19 protein-coding genes are annotated in these 20,276 nt (G+C 66.2%); 7 read left to right on the top strand and 12 right to left on the bottom strand.

All coding sequences use genetic code 11. The features are described 5' to 3' along the window. Positions 1 to 104: 104 nt before the first annotated feature. Positions 105 to 1,061 (bottom strand): electron transfer flavoprotein subunit alpha/FixB family protein, encoded by a 957-nt coding sequence (locus ACPGXI_RS00320; RefSeq protein WP_526648629.1) that lies wholly within the window; start codon positions 1,059 to 1,061, stop codon positions 105 to 107. A 70-nt stretch (positions 1,062 to 1,131) separates the two neighbouring features. Next, complete coding sequence (locus tag ACPGXI_RS00315; protein ID WP_526648627.1) at positions 1,132 to 1,923, bottom strand: electron transfer flavoprotein subunit beta/FixA family protein; 792 nt, start codon at positions 1,921 to 1,923, stop codon at positions 1,132 to 1,134. A 207-nt stretch (positions 1,924 to 2,130) separates the two neighbouring features. Here ACPGXI_RS00315 and ACPGXI_RS00310 point away from each other — a divergent pair, with 207 nt between their 5' ends. Genes ACPGXI_RS00310 through ACPGXI_RS00300 form a run of 3 tightly spaced genes read left to right on the top strand, consistent with a single transcriptional unit; the run spans position 2,131 to position 5,845 of the window. Next, positions 2,131 to 2,994 carry a class I SAM-dependent methyltransferase gene (locus ACPGXI_RS00310; RefSeq protein ID WP_526648625.1) on the top strand — a complete coding sequence of 288 codons (864 nt, stop codon included), beginning with the start codon at positions 2,131 to 2,133 and terminating at the stop codon, positions 2,992 to 2,994. 8 nt (positions 2,995 to 3,002) lie between these two features. Next, a complete protein-coding gene (locus ACPGXI_RS00305) occupies positions 3,003 to 4,616 on the top strand; it encodes a 1,4-alpha-glucan branching protein domain-containing protein (protein ID WP_526648810.1) in 1,614 nt (537 codons plus the stop codon). A gap of 2 nt (positions 4,617 to 4,618) precedes the next feature. After that, on the top strand, positions 4,619 to 5,845 hold the full coding sequence (locus ACPGXI_RS00300) for a glycosyltransferase family 4 protein (protein ID WP_526648623.1): 1,227 nt from the start codon (positions 4,619 to 4,621) through the stop codon (positions 5,843 to 5,845). Between the two features lie 3 nt (positions 5,846 to 5,848). Here the strand turns inward: ACPGXI_RS00300 and ACPGXI_RS00295 are convergent, their stop codons facing one another. Continuing rightward, positions 5,849 to 6,586 carry an acyltransferase gene (locus ACPGXI_RS00295; RefSeq protein ID WP_526648621.1) on the bottom strand — a complete coding sequence of 246 codons (738 nt, stop codon included), beginning with the start codon at positions 6,584 to 6,586 and terminating at the stop codon, positions 5,849 to 5,851. Between the two features lie 210 nt (positions 6,587 to 6,796). Between ACPGXI_RS00295 and ACPGXI_RS00290 the strand changes: the two genes are divergently transcribed. Next, the gene (locus tag ACPGXI_RS00290; protein WP_526648619.1) at positions 6,797 to 8,101 is read left to right on the top strand and encodes a BamB-related PQQ repeat family beta-propellar protein; all 1,305 of its coding nucleotides are present in this window, start codon (positions 6,797 to 6,799) and stop codon (positions 8,099 to 8,101) included. A gap of 111 nt (positions 8,102 to 8,212) precedes the next feature. Here ACPGXI_RS00290 and ACPGXI_RS00285 read toward each other — a convergent pair whose 3' ends face one another. The 8 genes from ACPGXI_RS00285 to ctaD form a co-directional block, all read right to left on the bottom strand. Continuing rightward, a complete protein-coding gene (locus ACPGXI_RS00285; protein WP_526648617.1) occupies positions 8,213 to 8,911 on the bottom strand; it encodes an esterase in 699 nt (232 codons plus the stop codon). A gap of 67 nt (positions 8,912 to 8,978) precedes the next feature. Further along, positions 8,979 to 10,142, bottom strand: coding sequence for a THUMP-like domain-containing protein (locus tag ACPGXI_RS00280; protein ID WP_526648615.1), 1,164 nt, complete (start codon positions 10,140 to 10,142; stop codon positions 8,979 to 8,981). A 17-nt stretch (positions 10,143 to 10,159) separates the two neighbouring features. Then, entirely contained in the window at positions 10,160 to 11,137 is a 978-nt protein-coding gene (locus ACPGXI_RS00275) for a class I SAM-dependent methyltransferase (RefSeq protein WP_526648613.1), read from the bottom strand. 10 nt (positions 11,138 to 11,147) lie between these two features. Next, positions 11,148 to 11,876, bottom strand: a complete 729-nt coding sequence (locus ACPGXI_RS00270) for an enoyl-CoA hydratase (RefSeq protein ID WP_526648611.1) — start codon at positions 11,874 to 11,876, stop codon at positions 11,148 to 11,150. Next, positions 11,873 to 12,811: an NUDIX hydrolase gene (locus ACPGXI_RS00265; protein WP_526648609.1), complete on the bottom strand. Its 939-nt coding sequence runs from the start codon at positions 12,809 to 12,811 to the stop codon at positions 11,873 to 11,875. The genes ACPGXI_RS00270 and ACPGXI_RS00265 overlap by 4 nt, the downstream gene beginning before the upstream one ends. A gap of 23 nt (positions 12,812 to 12,834) precedes the next feature. Further along, the gene (locus ACPGXI_RS00260) at positions 12,835 to 13,689 is read right to left on the bottom strand and encodes an ABC transporter ATP-binding protein (protein WP_526648607.1); all 855 of its coding nucleotides are present in this window, start codon (positions 13,687 to 13,689) and stop codon (positions 12,835 to 12,837) included. Between the two features lie 73 nt (positions 13,690 to 13,762). After that, positions 13,763 to 14,983, bottom strand: a complete 1,221-nt coding sequence (gene serB, locus ACPGXI_RS00255) for a phosphoserine phosphatase SerB (RefSeq protein ID WP_526648808.1) — start codon at positions 14,981 to 14,983, stop codon at positions 13,763 to 13,765. Positions 14,984 to 15,016: 33 nt separating this feature from the next. Next, positions 15,017 to 16,762, bottom strand: coding sequence for an aa3-type cytochrome oxidase subunit I (gene ctaD, locus ACPGXI_RS00250; RefSeq protein ID WP_526648806.1), 1,746 nt, complete (start codon positions 16,760 to 16,762; stop codon positions 15,017 to 15,019). 221 nt (positions 16,763 to 16,983) lie between these two features. Here ctaD and ACPGXI_RS00245 point away from each other — a divergent pair, with 221 nt between their 5' ends. The 3 genes from ACPGXI_RS00245 to ACPGXI_RS00235 all read left to right on the top strand — a co-directional run bounded on the left by ACPGXI_RS00245 (position 16,984) and on the right by ACPGXI_RS00235 (position 19,487). After that, positions 16,984 to 18,126, top strand: a complete 1,143-nt coding sequence (locus tag ACPGXI_RS00245; RefSeq protein WP_526648605.1) for an iron-siderophore ABC transporter substrate-binding protein — start codon at positions 16,984 to 16,986, stop codon at positions 18,124 to 18,126. Positions 18,127 to 18,188: 62 nt separating this feature from the next. Next, on the top strand, positions 18,189 to 19,238 hold the full coding sequence (locus tag ACPGXI_RS00240) for an NAD(P)-dependent alcohol dehydrogenase (RefSeq protein WP_526648603.1): 1,050 nt from the start codon (positions 18,189 to 18,191) through the stop codon (positions 19,236 to 19,238). A 93-nt stretch (positions 19,239 to 19,331) separates the two neighbouring features. Further along, positions 19,332 to 19,487 carry a hypothetical protein gene (locus tag ACPGXI_RS00235; protein WP_526648830.1) on the top strand — a complete coding sequence of 52 codons (156 nt, stop codon included), beginning with the start codon at positions 19,332 to 19,334 and terminating at the stop codon, positions 19,485 to 19,487. A 453-nt stretch (positions 19,488 to 19,940) separates the two neighbouring features. Here the strand turns inward: ACPGXI_RS00235 and ACPGXI_RS00230 are convergent, their stop codons facing one another. Next, the gene (locus ACPGXI_RS00230; protein ID WP_526648602.1) at positions 19,941 to 20,234 is read right to left on the bottom strand and encodes a putative quinol monooxygenase; all 294 of its coding nucleotides are present in this window, start codon (positions 20,232 to 20,234) and stop codon (positions 19,941 to 19,943) included. Positions 20,235 to 20,276: the final 42 nt, after the last annotated feature.

Genomic DNA, 20,276 nt, shown 5'->3' with positions numbered 1-20,276 from the left:
CGGGCGTGCGGGCGGATTCCGGCCCACCCCAACGCACCGGGGCCCTGTTTCACTGGAATCCGCCTTGCGAAACGGGGCCCCGATGGCTGCTGGCGCAGCGAGAACTAACCCTTGCGGGCCCGGACCGCCTCGGTCAGCTGAGGGCTCACCTTGAACAGGTCACCGACGATGCCGAGGTCGGAGATCTCGAAGATCGGCGCCTCTTCGTCCTTGTTGACCGCGATGATCGTCTTCGATGTCTGCATGCCGGCGCGGTGTTGGATCGCTCCGGAGATCCCCAGTGCGATGTACAGCTGCGGGGACACGGTCTTACCGGTCTGGCCGACCTGGAACTGGCCCGGGTAGTACCCCGAGTCCACCGCGGCACGCGATGCGCCGACGGCGCCCCCCAAAGAGTCCGCCAGCTCTTCGACGACGCTGAAGTTGTCCGCACTGCCCACGCCGCGACCGCCGGAGATCACGATGGTCGCCTCGGCCAGCTCAGGACGGTCACCGGCGACAGCCGGCTCACGGGAGGTGATCTTCGTCGCGTTCTCGGCCGCAGCGGGCACATCGACGCTGACGACCTCGCCGGCACCGGCGGCCGGCTCGGCCTCGACGGCGCCGGGGCGCAAGGTGATCACCGGGGTGTCACCGACAGCCTCGGCCTCGACGGTGAACGCACCACCGAAGATGGAATGAACACCCACCGGGCCTGCTTTGACGTCAACGACGTCGACCAGCAGGCCCGAGCCGATGCGCGCGGCCAGCCGACCGGCGATCTCTTTGCCGTCGGCACCGGCGGCGAGCAGCACGCCTGCGGGAGTGGCCGACTCGGCCAGCGCGGCCAACACGTCCACATAGGGTGTGATCAGGTAGTTCTCGACATCGGCGGACTCCGCGACGTAGATCTTCGCGGCGCCGGCGGCCTTGAGCCCCTCGACCAGCGGCTCAGACGTGCCGGGCGTGCCCACCACCACTGCCGATGGCTCGCCCAGCGCGCGGGCGGCAGTAATCAATTCAGCGGTGACCTTCTTCAGTGCACCTTCGGCGTGCTCCGCGAGCACGAGTACTTCAGCCATGGGTTTCTTTGCCTCTATGTCTGTCGGTGGTATGTCTGTCGGTGGTTGATCGGAGATTTCCAGTGACGTGCTAGATGATTTTCTGAGCGACCAGGTACTCGGCGACCTTGGTGCCGCCTTCGCCCTCGTCGGTGACCTTCTCGCCCGCGGTCTTGGCCGGTTTGGGAGTCGACGAGATAACCTTGGAGCCTGCGTTGGCGACGCCTACTTCGTCAGCCTCCACGCCGATCTCGGCGAGGGTCAAAGTGGTCACTTCCTTCTTCTTGGCGGCCATGATGCCCTTGAAGGAGGGGAAGCGGGGCTCGTTGATCTTCTCGCTGACGCTGATCACTGCGGGCAACTGGGCCTCGACGCCGAACACGCCATCGTCGGTCTCCCGCTCGCCGATGACCTTGCCGCCCTCGATCGTGACCTTGCGTAGGTGAGTCAGCTGGGGCAGACCCAGATACTCGGCCACGATCGCGGGAATCGCTCCGCCGACGCCGTCGGTGGCCTCGTTTCCGGCGATGACCAACTCGGTGCCCTCGACGGTGCCCAGCGCGCGGGCCAACGCCCAACCGGTCTGGATGACGTCGGAACCGTGCATGCCGTCATCGAGGAGGTGGACGGCCTTGTCGGCGCCCATCGACAGCGCCTTGCGGATCGCCTCGGTGGCGCGCGCGGGCCCGGCGGTCAGCAGGGTGACCGTGCTGTCACCGCCCTCGCGCTCCTTGATCAGCAATGCCTCCTCGACGGCGCGCTCGTTGATCTCGTCGAGTACGGCGTCGGCAGCCTCGCGGTCGAGGGTCCAATCGCCCTCGGACAGCTTGCGCTCCGACCATGTGTCTGGAACCTGTTTGATCAGGACCACGATGTTCGTCATGACTCTGGTTCGTCCTCCTGGAAGGGGCCGGTGACCGGCCTGCGATATCACGGTTCACGCACTGGCCATCATGTTACCCGCTAGTAACATTTAGGGCCTCGCAGAATCACCATAGCCTGTCGAAATTCGTGAACCCACGGGCCCGTGAGCAGCCCGGGTTCGGCCAACAGTTCGCCTCCGCACGGATACGGGTTAGCCTGCCTTGCAATGAGCGCATCTGTTACCGGGGCCGGGACGCCCGCCAAGCCTCCGGCTGCCGCCCCCATGGCGCTGACCGGCGAGCGGACCGTGCCCGGCCTGACCGAGGAGAACTACTGGTTTCGCCGCCATGAAGTGGTCTACCGGCGCCTGGCAGACCGCTGCATCGACCTCGACGTACTCGAGGCGGGTTCCGGGGAGGGGTACGGCGCCGACCTGATCGCCGACGTCGCCCGGCACGTAATCGGCCTCGACTACGACGAATCGGCGGTGGCCCACGTCCGCGCGCGGTATCCCCGCGTCGACATGCGCCAGGGCAACCTTGCCGAACTTCCACTGCCGACGGCGTCGGTCGACGTCGTGGTCAATTTCCAGGTGATCGAACATCTCTGGGACCAGGGGCAGTTCGTCGCCGAATGTTTTCGGGTACTGCGACCCGGCGGGGTCCTGTTGATGTCGACCCCGAATCGCATCACCTTCTCCCCCGGTCGCGACACTCCTGTCAACCCGTTTCACACCCGCGAACTGAATGCCGTCGAACTCGCCGAACTCCTGGAGTCGGCCGGCTTCGAAATCGAGAGCATCCGCGGTGTCTTTCACGGCCCCCGCCTCGCCGAGCTGGACGCCCGCCACGGCGGATCGATCATCGACGCCCAGATATCGCGCGCGCTGGCCGACGAACCGTGGCCGGACGACCTGCTGGCCGATGTCGCGTCGGTGACCACCGGCGACTTCGACCTGGTGGTTGAAGACACAGCGGTTGGGGGCGCATCGGTTGAGGACACGGCTCAATCCCGTCCAGATGCCGGCGCACGGGACGACCGCAACATTGATGACAGCCTGGATCTCGTCGCGATAGCGGTGCGCCCGTGACGGGATCAATCCCCGGGTCGCTTCGCTCCTGCCCGCCGAAGGTCCCCGGGCTGTTCACGCTGGTCCTGCACACCCATCTGCCCTGGCTGGCCCATCACGGACGCTGGCCGGTCGGCGAAGAATGGCTTTACCAGTCCTGGTCGGCGGCCTATCTGCCGCTGGTGCGGGTGCTACGCACCCTGGCCGCCGAGAACCGCAGCCACCTGGTCACCCTCGGCGTCACACCGGTGGTGGCCGCACAGCTGGATGACCCGTACTGCCTCAAGGGTATGCACCACTGGCTGGCCAACTGGCAGTTACGCGCGCTGGAGGCGGCAAACATCCAGACATCTCCGGGAACTGGGCCGAGTTCACCGACTTCGCAGCCAGAAGCATTGCGAAAGTTGGGACTTCACGAATACGCCGAAGCCGAGCGTGCGCTGACAGAATTCGACACGCTGTGGCGTCACGGCGGCGGCCCGGTGTTGCGCGAGCTGCTCGACGGCGGAGTCATCGAGCTGTTGGGCGGCCCGCTGGCGCACCCGTTCCAGCCCCTGCTGAACCCCCGGTTGCGTGAGTTCGCGCTGCGCGAGGGACTGGCGGACGCCAAGCAGCGGTTCGCTCACACGCCGACGGGCATCTGGGCTCCGGAGTGCGCTTACGCGCCCGGAATGGAGGCCGACTACGCCTCGGCCGGTGTGGGCCACTTCATGGTCGACGGGCCCTCGCTGCACGGCGACACCGCTTTGGGGCGGCCGGTCGCCGCTTCCGATGTCGTGGCGTTCGGTCGTGACCTCAAGGTCAGTTACCGGGTCTGGTCGCCCAAGTCCGGCTATCCCGGCCACGCCGCCTATCGGGATTTCCACACCTACGACCACGCCACCGGCCTCAAGCCCGCCCGGGTGACCGGACGCAACGTGGCCTCCAACGCCAAGGCGCCCTACGACCCTCAACGCGCCGACGCCGCGGTGGACGCTCATGTGGCCGATTTCGTCCACACCGTGCGGCAGCGCCTGACGAGCGAGAGTGCCCGCATTGGCCGGCCGGCCCACGTCATCGCCGCCTTCGACACCGAACTGTTCGGACACTGGTGGCACGAGGGCCCGGTATGGCTCGAGCGGGTGCTGCGCGCGCTGCCGGCCGCCGGGGTGCGGGTTGGCACACTGTCGGACGCGATTGCCGATGGTTACACCGGCACACCGGTGGAGCTGCCGCCGAGTTCTTGGGGTTCGGGCAAGGACTGGCAGGTGTGGGCAGGCGAGAAGGTGGCCGACTTGGTGCAGCTCAACGGCGAGGTGGTCGAGGCGGCACTGAATACCGTCGACAAGGCCCTCGCCCATCCCGGGTCGTCGCGGGTGCTGGGTTCCCCCGGCCGATGTTCGGGACCCAGAGATTTCGTCGCTGATCAGATCCTGCGCGAGACGCTGCTCACCGTGTCGAGTGACTGGCCATTCATGGTCAGCAAGGATTCGGCGGCCGACTACGCGCGCTACCGCGCCCATCTGCATGCCCATGCCACCCGCGAGATCGCCGGAGCGCTGGCATCGGGTCGGCAGCAGCAGGCGCAGCGCTTGGCCGAGGGCTGGAACCGCGCTGACGGGCTGTTCGGAGCTCTCGACGCACGGAGACTGCCGAGCGCCTGAAGATGAAAATCCTGCTGCTGTCCTGGGAGTACCCGCCGGTGGTGATCGGCGGACTGGGCCTGCACGTGCACCACCTGGCCACCGAACTCGCCCTGGCGGGCCACGATGTCGTGGTGCTCTGCCGCAGACCGACGGCCACCGACCCGTACACCCACCCGACCACCGACGAGTTCACCGAGGGGGTTCGAGTGATTTCCGCCGCCGAGGACCCGCACGAGTTCAGCTTCGGCGCCGACATGATGGCCTGGACGCTCGCCATGGGGCACGCGATGGTTCGCGCCGGCCTCGGCCTGGCCGACTGGCGGCCCGACGTGGTGCACGCGCACGACTGGCTGGTCGCTCATCCGGCCGTCGCGTTGGCCCAGTCCTTCGACGTACCAATGGTATCCACTATTCACGCCACCGAAGCCGGGCGGCATTCGGGCTGGGTGTCGGGCGCAGTGAGCCGACAGGTCCACGCACTGGAGTCGTGGCTGGTCCGCGAGTCGGACTCGCTGATCACGTGTTCGGCATCGATGCGGGACGAGATCAGCACCCTTTTCGGCCCAGATCTCGCCGACATCTCGATCATCCGAAACGGGATCGACACCGAAGGTTGGCCGTTCGCGGCACGTCGTCGACATCGCGGACCTGCCGAGTTGCTGTACTTCGGCCGCCTGGAGTACGAGAAGGGTGTGCACGACGCGATCGCCGCGCTGCCCCGCATCCGCCGCGCCTATCCCGGCACGACGTTGACGGTCGCCGGCGAGGGCACCCAACTTCAATTCCTCAAAGAACAGGCCCGCAAGCACCGAGTCTTGAAAGCGACGAATTTTGTTGGCCTCGTCGATCATTCGCAACTTCTGTCATTACTGCACCGCGCCGATGCAGCGGTGCTGCCGTCACACTACGAGCCGTTCGGCATCGTTGCGCTCGAAGCCGCCGCGGCCGGGGCACCGCTGGTTACCTCCACCGCGGGTGGCCTCGGCGAAGCCGTGATCGACGGCGAAACCGGGTTGTCCTTCCCGCCCAACGACGTGGCCGCACTGGCCGACGCGGTCGGTGTGGTTCTCGGCGGGCCGGCCGCCGCGCAGCAGCGCGCGGAGGCGGCGCGTGAGCGGCTCACGTCGGACTTCGCCTGGCAGATGGTGGCAGCCGAGACCTCGCAGGTGTATCTGGCCGCCAAACGCGCCGAGCGCCGACCGCACCCGCGACGGCCTATCGTCGAACGCCCACTTCCGGAGAGGTGAACCTCAGCGAGACGCCTTCTTTCGCTCGATGTCCGCCAGCGCCGCGGCCAACTCCGCCCGCTGTTCCGCCGATGTCTCCCACGACGCCTTTCGATTCTTGATCACCTTGGCGGGCGCACCGACGGCGATCGAGAAGTCCGGTATCTCGCCTTTGACCACCGCGTGGGATCCCAGTACGCAACCACGCCCGACGCTGGTCCCCCGCAACACCGTTACCTTGGTGGCGATCCAGGTGTCGGGCCCGATCAGCACTGGACTCTTGAGGATGCCCTGATCTTTGATCGGCAGTTCGATGCTGTCCATCCGGTGGTCGAAATCGCACACGTAGCACCAGTCGGCCATCAGCACCGAATCGCCCAACTCAATGTCAAGGTAGGTGTTGATGACGTTGTCGCGGCCGAGCACGACCTTGTCGCCGATGCGCAGCGAGCCTTCGTGGCAGCGGATGGTGTTCTTGTCACCGATGTGCACCCAGCGACCGATCTCCATCTGGGACAACTCGGGAGTCGCCTGCATCTCCACGCCCTTGCCGATGAACACCATGCCCCTGGTGATGATGTGCGGGTTGGCCAGCTTGAACTTCAGCAGCCGCCAATAACGGACCAGGTACCACGGCGAGTACGCCCGATTGGCCAGCACCCACTTCAGCGATGCCAGGGTGAGGAAGCTGGCTTGACGTGGGTCCCGCAGGCGCGAGCCCCGCCAACGTTTGTGCAGCGGCGCGCCCCACATCGTCGTCATGGGCCGAAAGCCTACGCGAGCGCGGCGCTAACCTTCCCGGGTCGCTACGCTCCTGCCCTCCGGCGACATTCCCGGGTCGCTACGCTCCTGCCCTCCGGCGACATTCCCGGGTCGCTACGCTCCTGCCCTCCGGCGACAACCGGTTACCCTCACGTGGGCTCGAACAACATCCGCCCGCAGTCGACCGCTGCGACATTCAGAGAGGATCCCGTGCTCCGGCGAATCATCGCGTTGACCGCAACAGCGCTGGTCACCGGCACCCTTACCGGTTGCGGCAACACCGATTCCTGGGTGGAAGCCCGCGCGGCGCAAAGTTGGGCGGCTCAGTACGCCGACGGCGGGAACAGCAGCTATTCACCGGTCAACGCAGCCGACACGCTGCGGCTGGAATGGACGCGCTCGGTCAAGGGCGACCTCGCAGCGCAGGTGGCCCTCAGCTCCGACAACGAGTTGGCCGTCAACGGCCAGACTGCCGGGGGCTGCTCACTGATGGTCTGGGAGACCGACAATTACGCGCGGCAGCGCTGGTGCACCAGGATGGTCCAGGGCGGCGGCATGGCCAGCCCGCTGTTCGATGACTTCGGCAACCTCTACATCGGTCAGCCCGGCACAGTGCTGTCGTTTCCGCCCACCCAGTGGATCCAGTGGCGCCGCCCGGTGATCGGGATGCCGATGACGACACGCATTCTGTCGCCCGGCAGCCTGCTGGTGGTCACACACCTGGGTCAGGTACTCGTGTTCGACGCCCACCGGGGCACCGTCACCGGCACCTCGATGGATCTGGTCGCCGGCCTCGACCCCACCGACTCCCAACGCGGACTCGACGACTGCGCTTCGGCCCGCCCGGAATGCCCTGTCGCGGCGGCCCCCGCCTTCTCCGGCGCGACCAACATCGTCGTGCTGACGCTGTGGGAACCGGGTGCCGAAAACGCCGTGGTCGTCGGTCTGCGGTATCGGCCAGGGCACACCCCGTTGCTCATCCGCGAGTGGACCAGCAACGCCGTCGGCGGCGGCCCCCTGGCCAGCCCGGTACTGTCCGCCGACGGTGCGACGGTGTACGTCAACGGCCGCGACGAGAAACTGTGGGCGCTCAACAGCAACGATGGCACCGAAAAATGGTCGGTGCCGCTGAATTACCTGGCGCAGACCCCGCCGTCGGTCACCCCCGACGGTTTGATCGTCGCCGGCGGCGGGCCAGGAGCCCGGCTGCTGGCGATCCGCGATACCGGCGAGCAGGGCGAAGAGGTATGGAATCGCGACGACACCGCACCGCTGTCCAGCTCAAGCCTCGCCGGAGTCGGCTACACGGTGGTCGAAACCCCGGAGAACCCAGACGGCGAAGAAGCCCCAGCCGGAATGAACCTGGTGATCTTCGACCTCGGCGACGGTCATACCGTCAACAGCTACCGCCTGCCCGGAGCCACGGGATGGCCGGTCGGTGTGTCCATCGGGCACGACCGGCGCGCGGTCACTGCCACCAGCGACGGCCAAGTCTACGGATTTGCACCGGCCTGAAGCGCGTCGAACATACGACCGGCGCTGGTCAGCTCCAACCGTTCGGCGGATGCTGGTGGCCCGGCCCTGCCGCTACACCCGACTCGACCGCAGGCAGTCGTTGGACACGCTTCAGTCGGATTGCGCGAGCAGGGGCGCGATCGCGCTGCGTGGCACTGTCGCCTGCAGCGCTCCCCCGGCGCCGCCCAGCATCTGGCCCTGACCGAAGAAGAAGATCACCGCATCGTCGGTAATCGCGAACTCCTGGTATTTGGCTGGATTCAGGCCGTCCGCCGGCGAGATCATGGCATTGACGCCGATTTGCCTGGACAGATCGGCATGCACGATCGGAAAGATCACGTCCAGGGGCGTGGTGTCGGGCTTGAAGAGGCTGTCGAAGCTGATCGGAGCGCCCGTCGCGACATCCCAATTGAAGGCCTTGTACCAGGTCTGGGGATGCGCGCCGCCGACGTTTTCGTAGACCTCGAACACCATGCTGCGGGTACCGCCGTCATCTGGACCGGACCGGTACGCCGTCCCCCTGCCGTCGAGGACGTAGGGCAAGTTCCAGGCCCCCGGCCCGTCCGAGACATTGACGAAGCCGTCGCGCGTTTGCGTCAGATATGCCGTCAGAGCCTGCTGGTCGGGATAGTCGGCCGGGAACGCGTAGCTCAACCGGTAGGTGGGATTCTCCGCGCGCACATGACAGATCTGTTCGGCATCGACCGTGCCGCCCAGGTCTGAACAGGCGGACTGGGCCGCAGCCGCCGGTGCGACCGCCCAGCCCGCCACGACACCGGCAGCTAGAACAGCAGCGGCGAGAATGCGCATCGAGGGCCTTCCGTCAGATCGGCGCCGATCGGAGCACAGCGCGGTTGTTGTCAGGGTACTTGCCCGATCACCTTGACGGACGGCATACGAATGCTGTTGCCCTGCTGGCCGCACCGGAACCCAAGCGGGCGATGACCACAGTCAACTGCGTCGAACCACGCAAGCGAAGCCGCGCCCGCAGCGCATCGGGGTCCAGATCGACCCCACGGACCAGGATTTCCACCGCTCCCACGGCGCGCGCCGAAAGCGCCTGACGCAGGTTTCGTTCGCTGAACGGCACCTGCTCCAGGACCTCGAAACCGCGCACTCCGTCGGGCAGTCGGTCGCCGGACAGGTAGGCGATGTCACGATCGAGTTGCCATAGATCGTGCCGGGTCCCATAGTGGCGTACCAGCCCGGCGCGGACCACAGCGCCGTCAGGGTCCACGATCCAGCGGCCGGCCGGCCCTACCCGGCAATTGTCAGGATCCGCGTCGGTGATCTGTTCGGCGGTGTCGAGCATGGTGGCCCGCCGATGCACGCTGGTATCGGCGAGGCCACGCGACCACAGGCAGGCTTCGCGGACACTGCCGGCCAGCGACGTCACCTCTACCTCACCCTCGAATCCCAGCTGCCGCAGTACCTCGAAATCCACCCCGGGAGCGCACTTGATGACATAGTCGCGACGCTGCAAGACCTCCAGCAGCCGGTCTAACGGAGGCACGTAGGCGCGAGGATCGAACCGCCGCCTGGAGCCACTCCGCCGCGCGGGGTCGACGACGACGACCGCATCGGCGGTGACGGGTCGCAGCGCATCCGCGCGGCAGAGCGTGACCGGGGCGCCGCCCAGCCCCAGGTTGTGGCCGGCCATCGCCAATCGCACCGGATCGATATCACTGCCGAGGACTAGGTCGGCCGAATTCCGCAGCGCCGCCAACTCGGTGCCGATTGAGCACGTCGCGTCGTGGACGGTGGCACCGGCGAGTCGCTGGGCTCGGTGCTGGGCGACCGGCCCGGCGGTTGCCTGCTGCAGCGCCTCATCGGTGAACAACCATTCCGAGACATCAGCGGCGTCGGCGAACTTCCCGGCCGCTTTGCGACGCAGCATCACGGTCTCCACGACCACGGCAGCCCGTTCGGCGAAACGCGTTCGTGCTGCGCCGATATCAGCGACCAGAGTCGGTCCGGTCAGGCGATACCGGGCGACCTCATCGCACGCCCGCTGCCCCGCATCGCTGCAGAGATACCGCACATCGTCGAGGCCGAAAGCTAGGACGGTTTAACCCCGGTGACCATGACGTTGTAAAACCAGCCCTTGGGGACCACACGACGCCAGAGGTTGGCATCCACCCAGGACAATGTCGTCCAACTACCGAATGCGAACTTCGCCCAGCCCCAACCCAGCTTGCCCGGCGGTACCGTCGATTCGAACGTCCGTATCGGCCAGCCCAGCATCGCCGCGCTGAACTCTTCACTGGCGGTCTGCACCTGAACCGCTCCGGCGTCGGTCGCCATTTTCTCCAGCTCGGCCGGATCGAACGTGTGCAGGTCGACGATCCACTCCAGCGCAGCGGCCCGGGAGTTCTCGTCGAGCTCCTCCTGCGGCCGGCGCCAGGAACCCAGCCCGGGAAGCTTCATCGCCCGCACGGTTGTCTTCCAGGTCAAATCGGCCAGTGTGCGGGCGTACCGATTGCCGACTGCGGTCGGTTCGCCGGCAAAGACGAACCGTCCGCCAGGCTTGAGCACCCGCAGCACCTCGCGCAGCGACAACTCCACGTCGGGAATATGGTGCAGCACTGCGTGCCCGACGACCAGATCGAAGGTGTTGTCCTCATACGGGATGCCCTCGGCGTCGGCGACGCGGCCGTCGATGTCGAGGCCCAGAGACAGACCGTTGCGGGTAGCCACCTTGACCATGCCCGGGGAAAGGTCGGTCACCGACCCGCGCCGCGCCACCCCTGCCTGGACCAGGTTGAGCAGGAAGAACCCGGTGCCACAGCCCAGTTCCAGCGCCCGGTCGTAGGGCAGCTCCCGCTGCACCGGCTCGGGCACCGCCGCGTCGAAGCGGCCCCGGGCATAGTCGACGCACCGCTGGTCGTAGGAGATCGACCACTTCTCGTCGTAGCTCTCGGCTTCCCAGTCGTGGTAGAGCACCTGGGCAAGCTTGGTGTCGTGCCTGGCAGCGTCGACCTGCTCCTGGGTCGCATGCGGCTGCGGCGCCGGGTCGCTGACATCAGAACTCGTCATGCAGGGCAGCCTAACGTCCGCTGGCATCCGCTCTTCGGCCGAGAGCCTCATCGGGTCCAAACGCGGCTTTTGCCGCCGCCAGGACCGCCGGTGCAGAGTTCAGGAAACGACTCGCCCAGGCGACCGCCGCGTCGTACACCGCGTCCGGCGCCACCATTTCGTCGATCAGCCCCAGCTCGAGCGCTTCGCGCGCATCGACGAAGCGTCCGCTGAACACCAGGTCTTTGGCCTTGCTGTCGCCCACCGCGGCGGCCAGCCGGGTCGCGCCGCCACCGGCGGGTGCCAAACCCGCCAGGATCTCTGTCGCGCCGAATTTCACGTTGTCTCCGCTGACCCGCCAGTCCGCCGCCAACGCCAGCGTCTGGCCCGCGCCCAGCGCGTATCCGGTGATTGCGGCGACCGTCGGCTTTCCCAGCGCTGCGAGCGCGTCGACCGCACGCTGACAGACCCGCTCAGCCTCCCTGGCCTCAGCTGCGTTCAGCGTCTGCCGCTCGGGCATGTCCTCGCCGACCGAGAAAATCTCGTGGCCGCCGAACACGACGACCGCGCAAATATCGTCACGGGTGGCCAGGTGCGCGGCAGCCTCGATGATTTCCCGGCAGACCTGGCGGGTCAATGCGTTGGTGGGCGGTCGCGACAGGAGCAGTGTGGCGATCTGAACCCGCTCGGCGCCCTCGGCTAGAGCGGCTCCCTCGGTAAGGACCTCCTCGCCGAAAACGACGCTGACGAACTCACTCACGCGGGCGGCGCCCCGTCGGTGTAGCCGCGCGGGGCGCGCCGGTTTCGCACCTCGTTGTAGCGCTCGCTGTTGAAGAACTCGATCTCCCAGTTTCCCCGTTCATCGGTGGCGAGGTGCGGCTCGACTTTGGAGATCTTGCGCTCCACGGTCAGCACCTCGGACACCGTGTGACCGTTGAGCGAGTCGAGTTGGGTCCACGTCGGCGGTAGCAGGAAGCTACGGCCCTCGGCGAAATCATCGAGCCCGACCTGCGGGGTCACCCAGTCGGCCTTGTCGGTTTCGGTGTTGTCGCCGTCGGCGCGCTGCCCCAGCGGGAGTGCCCCAACGAAGAAGAATGTGTCGTAGCGGCGGGTGCGCTCTTCTTTCGGCGTCACCCAGTTGGCCCAGGGACGCAACAGGTCTGCGCGCAGCATCAGCTTCTCCGAGCGCAGGAACTCTCCGAACGACAGTGTGTTGTTCGCCAGGGCCGCGCGCTCGTCGCCGTACACCGAGGCATCATCAACAAGCAGGTCCGAGTCGTCGGCGGCGCCGGCGAACAGCACCCCTGACTCTTCGAACGTCTCCCGGGCCGCCGCGCACACCAACGCCTCGGCGAGTTCAGCCTCCACGCCGAGCCGGCCGGCCCACCACTGCCGGTCCGGCCCGTGCCAGGCGACGTCGGCGTTGCGGTCCCGGTCGTCGACGCCTCCGCCGGGGAACACCATTACACCGGCCACGAACTCCATGGCCGAGTGACGGCGCATCAGGAAAACTTCGAGGCTCTGGTCTTCATGTGGCTGGTCTTCATGTGGCTGGTCTTCATGTGCCTGGTCTTCATGTGCCTGAGCTTCATGTGCCTGGTCTTCGTGTGCCGTCTGTCCGTGTGCCTTGTCACGGATCAACATCACGGTCGCGGCCGGTCGCGGAGGCAAGGGCGGCGGCGTCGACTCTGTCATTTCCGTCTCCTATGTCGACTCGGTCATTTCCGTCTTCTGTGCGCAGCGCGACTGCGAGTGCGCCGGGCGAAGTAGCGCCCGTCGGTGACCTCCAGCGCGATCGACTGTCCGAATGCCTTGGACAGGTTTTCCCCGGTCAGCACGTCGGTCAGCAGACCAGAATCCAGCACGTTGCCCTCCGAGAGAATCAGGCAGTGCGAGAACCCCGGCGGGATCTCCTCGACGTGGTGGGTGACCAGCACCATCGCCGGGGAATCCGGATCGGCCGCCAGATCACCGAGCCGCGCGACGAGTTCTTCCCGGCCGCCCAGATCGAGTCCGGCAGCGGGCTCGTCGAGCAGCAGCAGTTCCGGGTCGGTCATCAGCGACCGCGCGATCAGCACCCGCTTGCGTTCACCTTCGGACAGAGTGCCGTAGACCCGCTCGGCGAGGTGCTCGGCCCCCACGCTTTCCAGCATGTCGAGTGCTTGGTTGTAGTCCATCTCGTCGTAGCGCTCGCGCCACCGGCCGAGCACGGCATAGCCCGCCGACACGACCAGGTCCCGCACCACCTCGTCGTCGGGCACCCGCTGCGAAAGCGCCGAACTGCTCAGCCCGACCCGCGCCCGCAGTTCGGCCATGTCCACCCGGCCCAGCTGCTCTCCAAGCACGTAGGCGGTGCCCGAGGACGGATGTTCCATTGCCGCCGCGATGCGCAGCAGTGACGTCTTACCCGCGCCGTTGGGCCCAATGACGACCCACCGCTCATCAAGTTCCACCGACCAGGTGACGGGCCCGACCAAGGTCCGGCCCCCGCGCTGCAGGGTGATCTTCGCGAAGTCGATCAGCAGGTCGGGATCGGCGGCTTCTACCTCTTCGTCGGACCTGTCCACTCGCACCCGCCCATCGTAGTCAGGTGGTTTCGGTGCAGTTCGTCACGCTCACCGTGACCAACTACTCCGAAATCGCCGATTAGTCGCGTATGTCAACCCGTCGCACCATGCCGTCGATGGCGTCGGCCGCCTCGATCTCGCCCCGGGTGACGCCCAGGATGAACAGCACCGTGTCGAGGTAGGGGTAGCTCAACGATGCGTCGGCCACCTCGCGCAGCGCAGGCTTGGCGTTGAACGCCACCCCGAGACCCGCTGCCGAGAGCATGTCGATGTCGTTGGCGCCGTCCCCGACCGCCACGGTCTGCTCCATCGGCACCCCGGCTTGTTCTGCGAAATCGCGCAAAGCCTTGGCTTTTCCCGGCCGGTCGACAACATTGCCGATGACCCTGCCGGTCAGCTTTCCGTCGACGATCTCCAATTCGTTGGCAGCCACGAAATCCATCATCAGGTCGTGCGCCAGAGGCTCGATAACCTGCCGGAATCCGCCGGACACGATGCCGCAGTGATAACCCAACCGGCGCAATGTGCGCAGGGTGGTACGGGCTCCCGGGGTGAGTTCGATCTGCTCGGCCACCTCGTCGAGCACCTTAGAGGGCAGACCTTCGAGTGTGGCGACCCGCCGGTGTAGCGACTCAGCGAAGTCGATCTCGCCACGCATGGCCGCCGCGGTGACCTCGGCCACCGCGGCCTGCGCGCCAGCGTGCGCGGCCAGCATCTCGATGACCTCTCCCTGAATCAGCGTGGAGTCGACGTCGAAGACGATCAGCCGTTTGGCGCGTCGCGACAGACTGTAATCCTCGATCGCGATGTCGACGCTTTCCTCGACGGCCACCCGGGCCAGCACCGTTTGCAACTGGTCGCATGTGCCCGGCGGCACCGACACGCGCAGTTCCAGGCCCGTCACTGGATAATCCGAAACCCCCCGGATGACGTCGATGTTCACCCCCAAGGTGGCCGCTTCCCGGGCCACCACGCCGAAGGCTTCGGCGGTGATCGGGCGGCCGAGCACCACGATGGTGTGCGTCGAGGGCTGCCGCATCACCGGAATACCGTCAGTACCCTCGATGCTCACATCGAGTCCCACCCCGTGGATGGCCGACTCGACCTCCGCGCGAAGTTTCGCTCCACCCGCGACCTCGGCCGGGCCGGCAACGAGCACGCCCAATGTCAACCGACCGCGGATGACCACCTGCTCGACGTTGAGAAGATCCACCCGGTTGCGGGACAGCACTTCGAACAGGGCCGAGGTGACACCTGGCTGATCACGGCCGGTGACCGTAATCAGCAGCGACGATCTGATGCGCTCACCCCCGGGTACCGCCCAACCGCACCGTCAGCTGCGGACGCTTCCGCCATCGAGCCGGGCCAGATCGCCGTCTTCATGCCCATGGGCACGGCCGACGTGCGCCTCGGAACGCATCCGTTCGACCATATGGGGATAGTGCAGCTCGAAGGCTGGACGCTCCGACCGGATCCTCGGCAGCTCGGTGAAGTTGTGCCGTGGCGGAGGGCAGCTCGTGGCCCACTCCAGCGAATTGCCGTAACCCCACGGATCATCGACGGTGACGACCTCGCCATAGCGCCAACTCTTGAAAACGTTCCACAGGAACGGCAGCGTCGACACGCCCAGAATGAACGCCCCGATCGTCGAGACGATGTTCAGCGTGGTGAAGCCGTCGCTGGGAAGGTAGTCCGCGTAGCGGCGAGGCATGCCTTCGTCGCCGAGCCAGTGCTGCACCAGGAAGGTGACGTGGAAGCCGATGAAAGTCAGCCAGAAGTGCAGCTTGCCCAAGCGTTCATCGAGCAGACGGCCGGTCATCTTCGGGAACCAGAAGTAGATGCCCGCGTAGGTGGCGAACACGATCGTGCCGAACAGCACGTAGTGGAAGTGCGCGACGACGAAGTAGCTTTCCGTCACGTGGAAGTCCAGCGGCGGGCTGGCCAGCAGCACACCCGACAACCCGCCGAGCAGGAACGTCGCGATGAACCCGACGGAGAACAACATCGGCGTCTCGAACGTCAACTGGCCCTTCCACATCGTGCCTATCCAGTTGAAGAACTTGATGCCGGTCGGAACGGCGATAAGGAACGTCATAAACGAGAAGAACGGCAGCAGAACGGCTCCGGTGGCGTACATGTGGTGCGCCCACACCGCCACCGACAGCGCCGCGATACCCAACGTGGCGTAGATCAGCGTGGTGTAGCCGAAGATCGGTTTTCGGCTGAACACCGGGAAGATCTCGCTGACGATGCCGAAGAACGGCAGCGCGATGACGTAGACCTCCGGGTGGCCGAAGAACCAGAACAGATGCTGCCACAGCAGCACACCGCCGTTGGCCGGGTCATAGATGTGCGCCCCAATATGCCGGTCGGCGGCCAGGCCGAACAGCGCCGCGGTCAGAATCGGGAAGATAAGCAGCACCAGGATTGACGTCACCAGAATGTTCCAGGTGAAGATCGGCATCCGGAACATCGTCATGCCGGGCGCGCGCATGCACACCACGGTGGTGACCATGTTGACGCCGCCGAGGATGGTGCCCAGGCCACCGATGCCGAGGCCCAAAATCCAGAGGTCACCACCGGCGCCGGGCGAGTGAATCGCGTCGGTCAGCGGCGAGTACGCCGTCCAGCCGAAGTCTGCAGCGCCGCCCGGGGTGATGAAGCCGCCGAGCGCGATCAACGCGCCGAACAGGAACAGCCAGAACGACAACGCGTTCAGCCGGGGGAACGCGACGTCGGGGGCGCCGATCTGCAAGGGCAGCACCAGGTTGGCGAAGCCGAACACAATCGGGGTCGCATAGAACAGCAGCATTGCCGTGCCGTGCATGGTGAACAGCTGGTTGTACTGCTCGTTGGACAGGAACTGCAGACCAGGCATGGCCAGCTCGGTCCTGATGAACAGCGCCATCAGGCCGCCGACGAGGAAGAATGCAAAGCAGACGACGACGTACATGATGCCGATCAGCTTGTGATCGGTGGTGGTCAAGAGCTTGTAGATCAGGTTGCCCTTGGGACCGAGCCGCTCCGGGAAAGGACGGCGGGCCTCGAGTTCTCCGATTGGGGGCGCTTCGGCTACCAACAGTCCTCCAACGTTCTCCGCAAACCCGGGCACGTACCGGGCTCTCCGAACACAGCTGAACTGTCGACTTGCCGACGGTTCTCCATGAATCCTAACTCCCGAACCCGCCTAAAGTCGGGGTGGTCCTACAAACTGTCGTAATCAGATCCACATCGGCACCGAATCTGGGTCGCGACGTCGACTGACCAGCGGCGAACTGCGCGGGTGTTACCGTCTGCGACGTGCTGTTCCAGCGAGTGCAGACTCACCGCGCGGTCTGCCGCACATCGGGCCTGGCCGCCCTGGCCGCCCTCCTCGGCGTGTCACTGCTCAGCGGCTGCGGATCCGCCGGGGACGAACCTGTCTCGTCCACCGGTGACGGCTCGCTCATCACGAGCACCACGCAGATAGCCGGTGCGGGCGTGCTCGGCAACAACCGCAGACCCGACGAATCCTGCGCGCCCGAGCCTGCCGCACTCGATGAGGGCCCCCCGAACCGCGAGGTCGGCAACGCGACCGGGCATGCCGTGACGCCGCCCCTGCCGGAGACGACCCGGGTGGCCGCCGACCCACAGCGGATCGTCGCGCTCGCCGGTGACCAATTGGACGCGCTGTGCGCACTCGGACTGCAATCACGGATCGTGGCCGCGGCACTGCCCGACGGGTCCGATGTTCAACCGTCTTACCTGGGCACTGTGATCCACGAGCTGCCCGGCGCCGGAAGTCGGAGCGACCCCGACATCGACGCCGTCGCGGCCGCGAAGCCGGACCTGATACTTGGCTCGGTGGCTCTGACCCCCACGGTCTTCCCGGCGTTGTCCGAGATCGCACCGACCGTGTTCAGCGGACCACCCGGCGCGGCGTGGCGGGACAGCCTGCGGACCGTGGGCGCGGCCACCGGTCGTCTCGAGGCGGCCAATGCGCTGATCGAGGGCTTCGATCGAGCGGCCGAAAAGACCGGCATCGACAACGACACCACCCATTTTCAGGCGTCGGTGGTGCAGTTCACCGACACCACGATGCGGGTCTTCGGCGCCGACAACTTTCCGGCCGGCGTTCTCGCCGATGCCGGAGTGGACCGTCCCGCGGCTCAACGGTTCACCGACAAGCCCTACGTCGAGATAGGTATCTCCAAAGCCGATTTGGGTAACGCACCGGACTTCTCGATGGCCGATGGCGACATCGTCTACCTTTCCTTCGCCACGGCAGAAGCCAGAGACCGCGCTCCCGAGGTGATGGACAGCGCGGCATGGAAACGGTTGTCCGCCAATCGCGACAACCGGGTGTTCGCGGTGAACAATGCGGTCTGGCAGAGCGGCGAAGGCATCGTCGCGGCCCGCGGCATCCTGGCCGATCTGCGTCTGGTCAACGCCCCGATAAACTGACCGTCATTCGGCGCGCACAGCCGCATCCGGCGCGCACAGCCGCCAGCAGGAATGAGGACGCGATGACCAGCACGGTTTCGGCCTATGCAGCCCCTTCTGCGGTGGATCCGCTGACCAGGACGACGATCGACCGCCGCGATGTCGGTCCCCACGACGTGGCCTTTGACATCCACTTCGCCGGAATCTGCGGTTCCGACATCCACACCGTTCGCGGTGAGTGGGGCGCCGTCAATTACCCGCTGGTGCCCGGCCACGAGATCACCGGCATCGTCACCGAGATCGGATCCGAGGTAGTAAGGGTCGCCGTCGGCGACCGGGTCGGAGTGGGCTGCTTCGTGGACTCGTGCCGCGAATGCGGGCAGTGCCGGGCCGGGGAGGAGCAGTACTGCGACAGCCCCGGCATGATCGCCACCTACAACGCCGTCGGGCGCGATGGGCAGCCCACGCAGGGTGGCTACAGCGGCGCGATCGTCGTGGACGAGAACTATGTGCTGACCATCCCCGACGCCCTGACGCTGGACAAGGCGGCTCCACTGTTGTGCGCCGGCATCACCACCTACTCGCCGTTGCGGCACTGGGGCGCGGGACCCGGAAAGCGGGTCGCGGTGGTCGGCCTCGGGGGACTCGGGCATGTGGCGGTGAAGCTGGCGGTGGCGATGGGCGCCGACGTGACCGTGCTCAGCCAATCGCTGAAGAAGATGGAGGACGGCCTGCGGCTCGGTGCGCGCGACTATCGTGCGACCAGCGACCCCGAGACCTTCAAGGAGCTGACGGCTAGCTTCGATCTGATCCTCAACACCGTCTCGGCCAACCTCAACCTCGCCGACTACCTGGGACTACTCAAGGTCGACGGCACCCTTGTCCAACTCGGCATGCCCGAGCATCCGATGGTGGTGCCCCCGGCGGCATTGATATTCGGACGTCGCAGCATCGCAGGATCGCTGATCGGGGGCATCGCCCAGACGCAGGAAATGCTGGACTTCTGCGCTGATCGCGGCGTGACGCCCGAGATTGAGGTGATCGCGCCGGAGTACGTCAACGACGCCTACGAGCGGGTGTTATCCAGCGACGTGCGCTACCGGTTCGTCATCGACACCCAGTCACTGCGGTAGCCGCCACCCCGCTTTAGAAGTTCCAGTCCTCGTCTTCGGTGGTGACGGCCTTGCCGATGACGTAGCTGGAACCCGAACCGAATCGGAAGCATTGTGACGAAGCGGCCCGTTTTCCTGATCTCCGGCGAAGGGAAGACGCCCGACGAGTTGAAGGCCGAGGCCCGCGCCGCGCTGGCACGGTTCACCCAAGCCGCCGAGAAAGCCGGGGCCGAAGCAGCAGAGGTTACGGACACTCCAGACCCGGGGTGAACGGCCGAGAGACTTCCGCGCCGACGGACGCGGCGGCGCTTCCTGCGAGCCGGTGCCCCCGCACAAGCGGTCACACGTCGAGTTATTCGCACCGAGGACGAAACCGTAGATCTCTTTCCCCGCACTGCTACCGACCGGCATCGGCCACGCAGCCGTCAGAACGGCCGGCGCGCCGAAGGTTGATATGCCCGCATCCGCTACTCCGCTAGGCGGAAATAAGGTTCAACCTTCCCGCAGGACCAGCAGTCCCACCAGTCAGGTGTCCACCATCAGGGGTCAACCCCACTGGTATCCCGCGACCTGCGGCTGATCACCACCACCCACAACCGCCATGAAGGCGACGAGGCCCGCGGAGACAAACTGCCCACTGCGCTGAGTTGACGGGCAACGCCTCTCTTTGTGCTCCGGGAACCCGGCCAGTGCTTCATCGGGCCGGGTCGGTGGGAACACGCTTTAGATGTCGGTAGTGGTGTAGCGCGTCTTGACAGGAGGAGCTGCGAGCAACGGAGGCAACTCAAGAAGTCGGCCTTCACCGGCCCGAAAGGCACGGTAGGCCTCGTCACGTTCGACGCTGTCCCAGAGTTCGTAAATGAGCCAGTGCCCCTCGTCGTCCTCATCTACGAGGACATCGGTGCGCAGGTTGCCGTCGAACTTCCGGGTATCTTGAAGCGCTCGGCCCATCACCTCGCGTGCCGCAGCCAGAGAATCCGGCTTAATCCTGAGTTCAAGAATCACCGTGACCGGCATCGTCGTCTCCTCACTTCGGGTCTCAAAGGTCAACCGTAGGTT

The sequence above is a fragment of the Mycobacterium sp. genome, assembly GCF_049608025.1.
GTDB lineage: Bacteria > Actinomycetota > Actinomycetes > Mycobacteriales > Mycobacteriaceae > Mycobacterium.
The sequence above is the reverse complement of the archived record's forward strand: the minus strand, read 5'-3'. Positions and strand labels throughout refer to the sequence as shown.

Excerpts from the sequence above, each read along its gene's own strand:
- ACPGXI_RS00240 (WP_526648603.1), top strand. The coding sequence starts at position 18,189 with ATGACCAGCACGGTTTCGGCCTATGCAGCCCCTTCTGCGGTGGATCCG.
- ACPGXI_RS00285 (WP_526648617.1), bottom strand. The coding sequence starts at position 8,911 with ATGCGCATTCTCGCCGCTGCTGTTCTAGCTGCCGGTGTCGTGGCGGGC.
- ACPGXI_RS00320 (WP_526648629.1), bottom strand. The coding sequence starts at position 1,061 with ATGGCTGAAGTACTCGTGCTCGCGGAGCACGCCGAAGGTGCACTGAAG.
- ACPGXI_RS00310 (WP_526648625.1), top strand. The coding sequence starts at position 2,131 with ATGAGCGCATCTGTTACCGGGGCCGGGACGCCCGCCAAGCCTCCGGCT.
- ACPGXI_RS00265 (WP_526648609.1), bottom strand. The coding sequence starts at position 12,811 with ATGACAGAGTCGACGCCGCCGCCCTTGCCTCCGCGACCGGCCGCGACC.
- ACPGXI_RS00230 (WP_526648602.1), bottom strand. The coding sequence starts at position 20,234 with ATGCCGGTCACGGTGATTCTTGAACTCAGGATTAAGCCGGATTCTCTG.
- ACPGXI_RS00295 (WP_526648621.1), bottom strand. The coding sequence starts at position 6,586 with ATGACGACGATGTGGGGCGCGCCGCTGCACAAACGTTGGCGGGGCTCG.
- ACPGXI_RS00315 (WP_526648627.1), bottom strand. The coding sequence starts at position 1,923 with ATGACGAACATCGTGGTCCTGATCAAACAGGTTCCAGACACATGGTCG.
- ACPGXI_RS00275 (WP_526648613.1), bottom strand. The coding sequence starts at position 11,137 with ATGACGAGTTCTGATGTCAGCGACCCGGCGCCGCAGCCGCATGCGACC.
- ACPGXI_RS00300 (WP_526648623.1), top strand. The coding sequence starts at position 4,619 with ATGAAAATCCTGCTGCTGTCCTGGGAGTACCCGCCGGTGGTGATCGGC.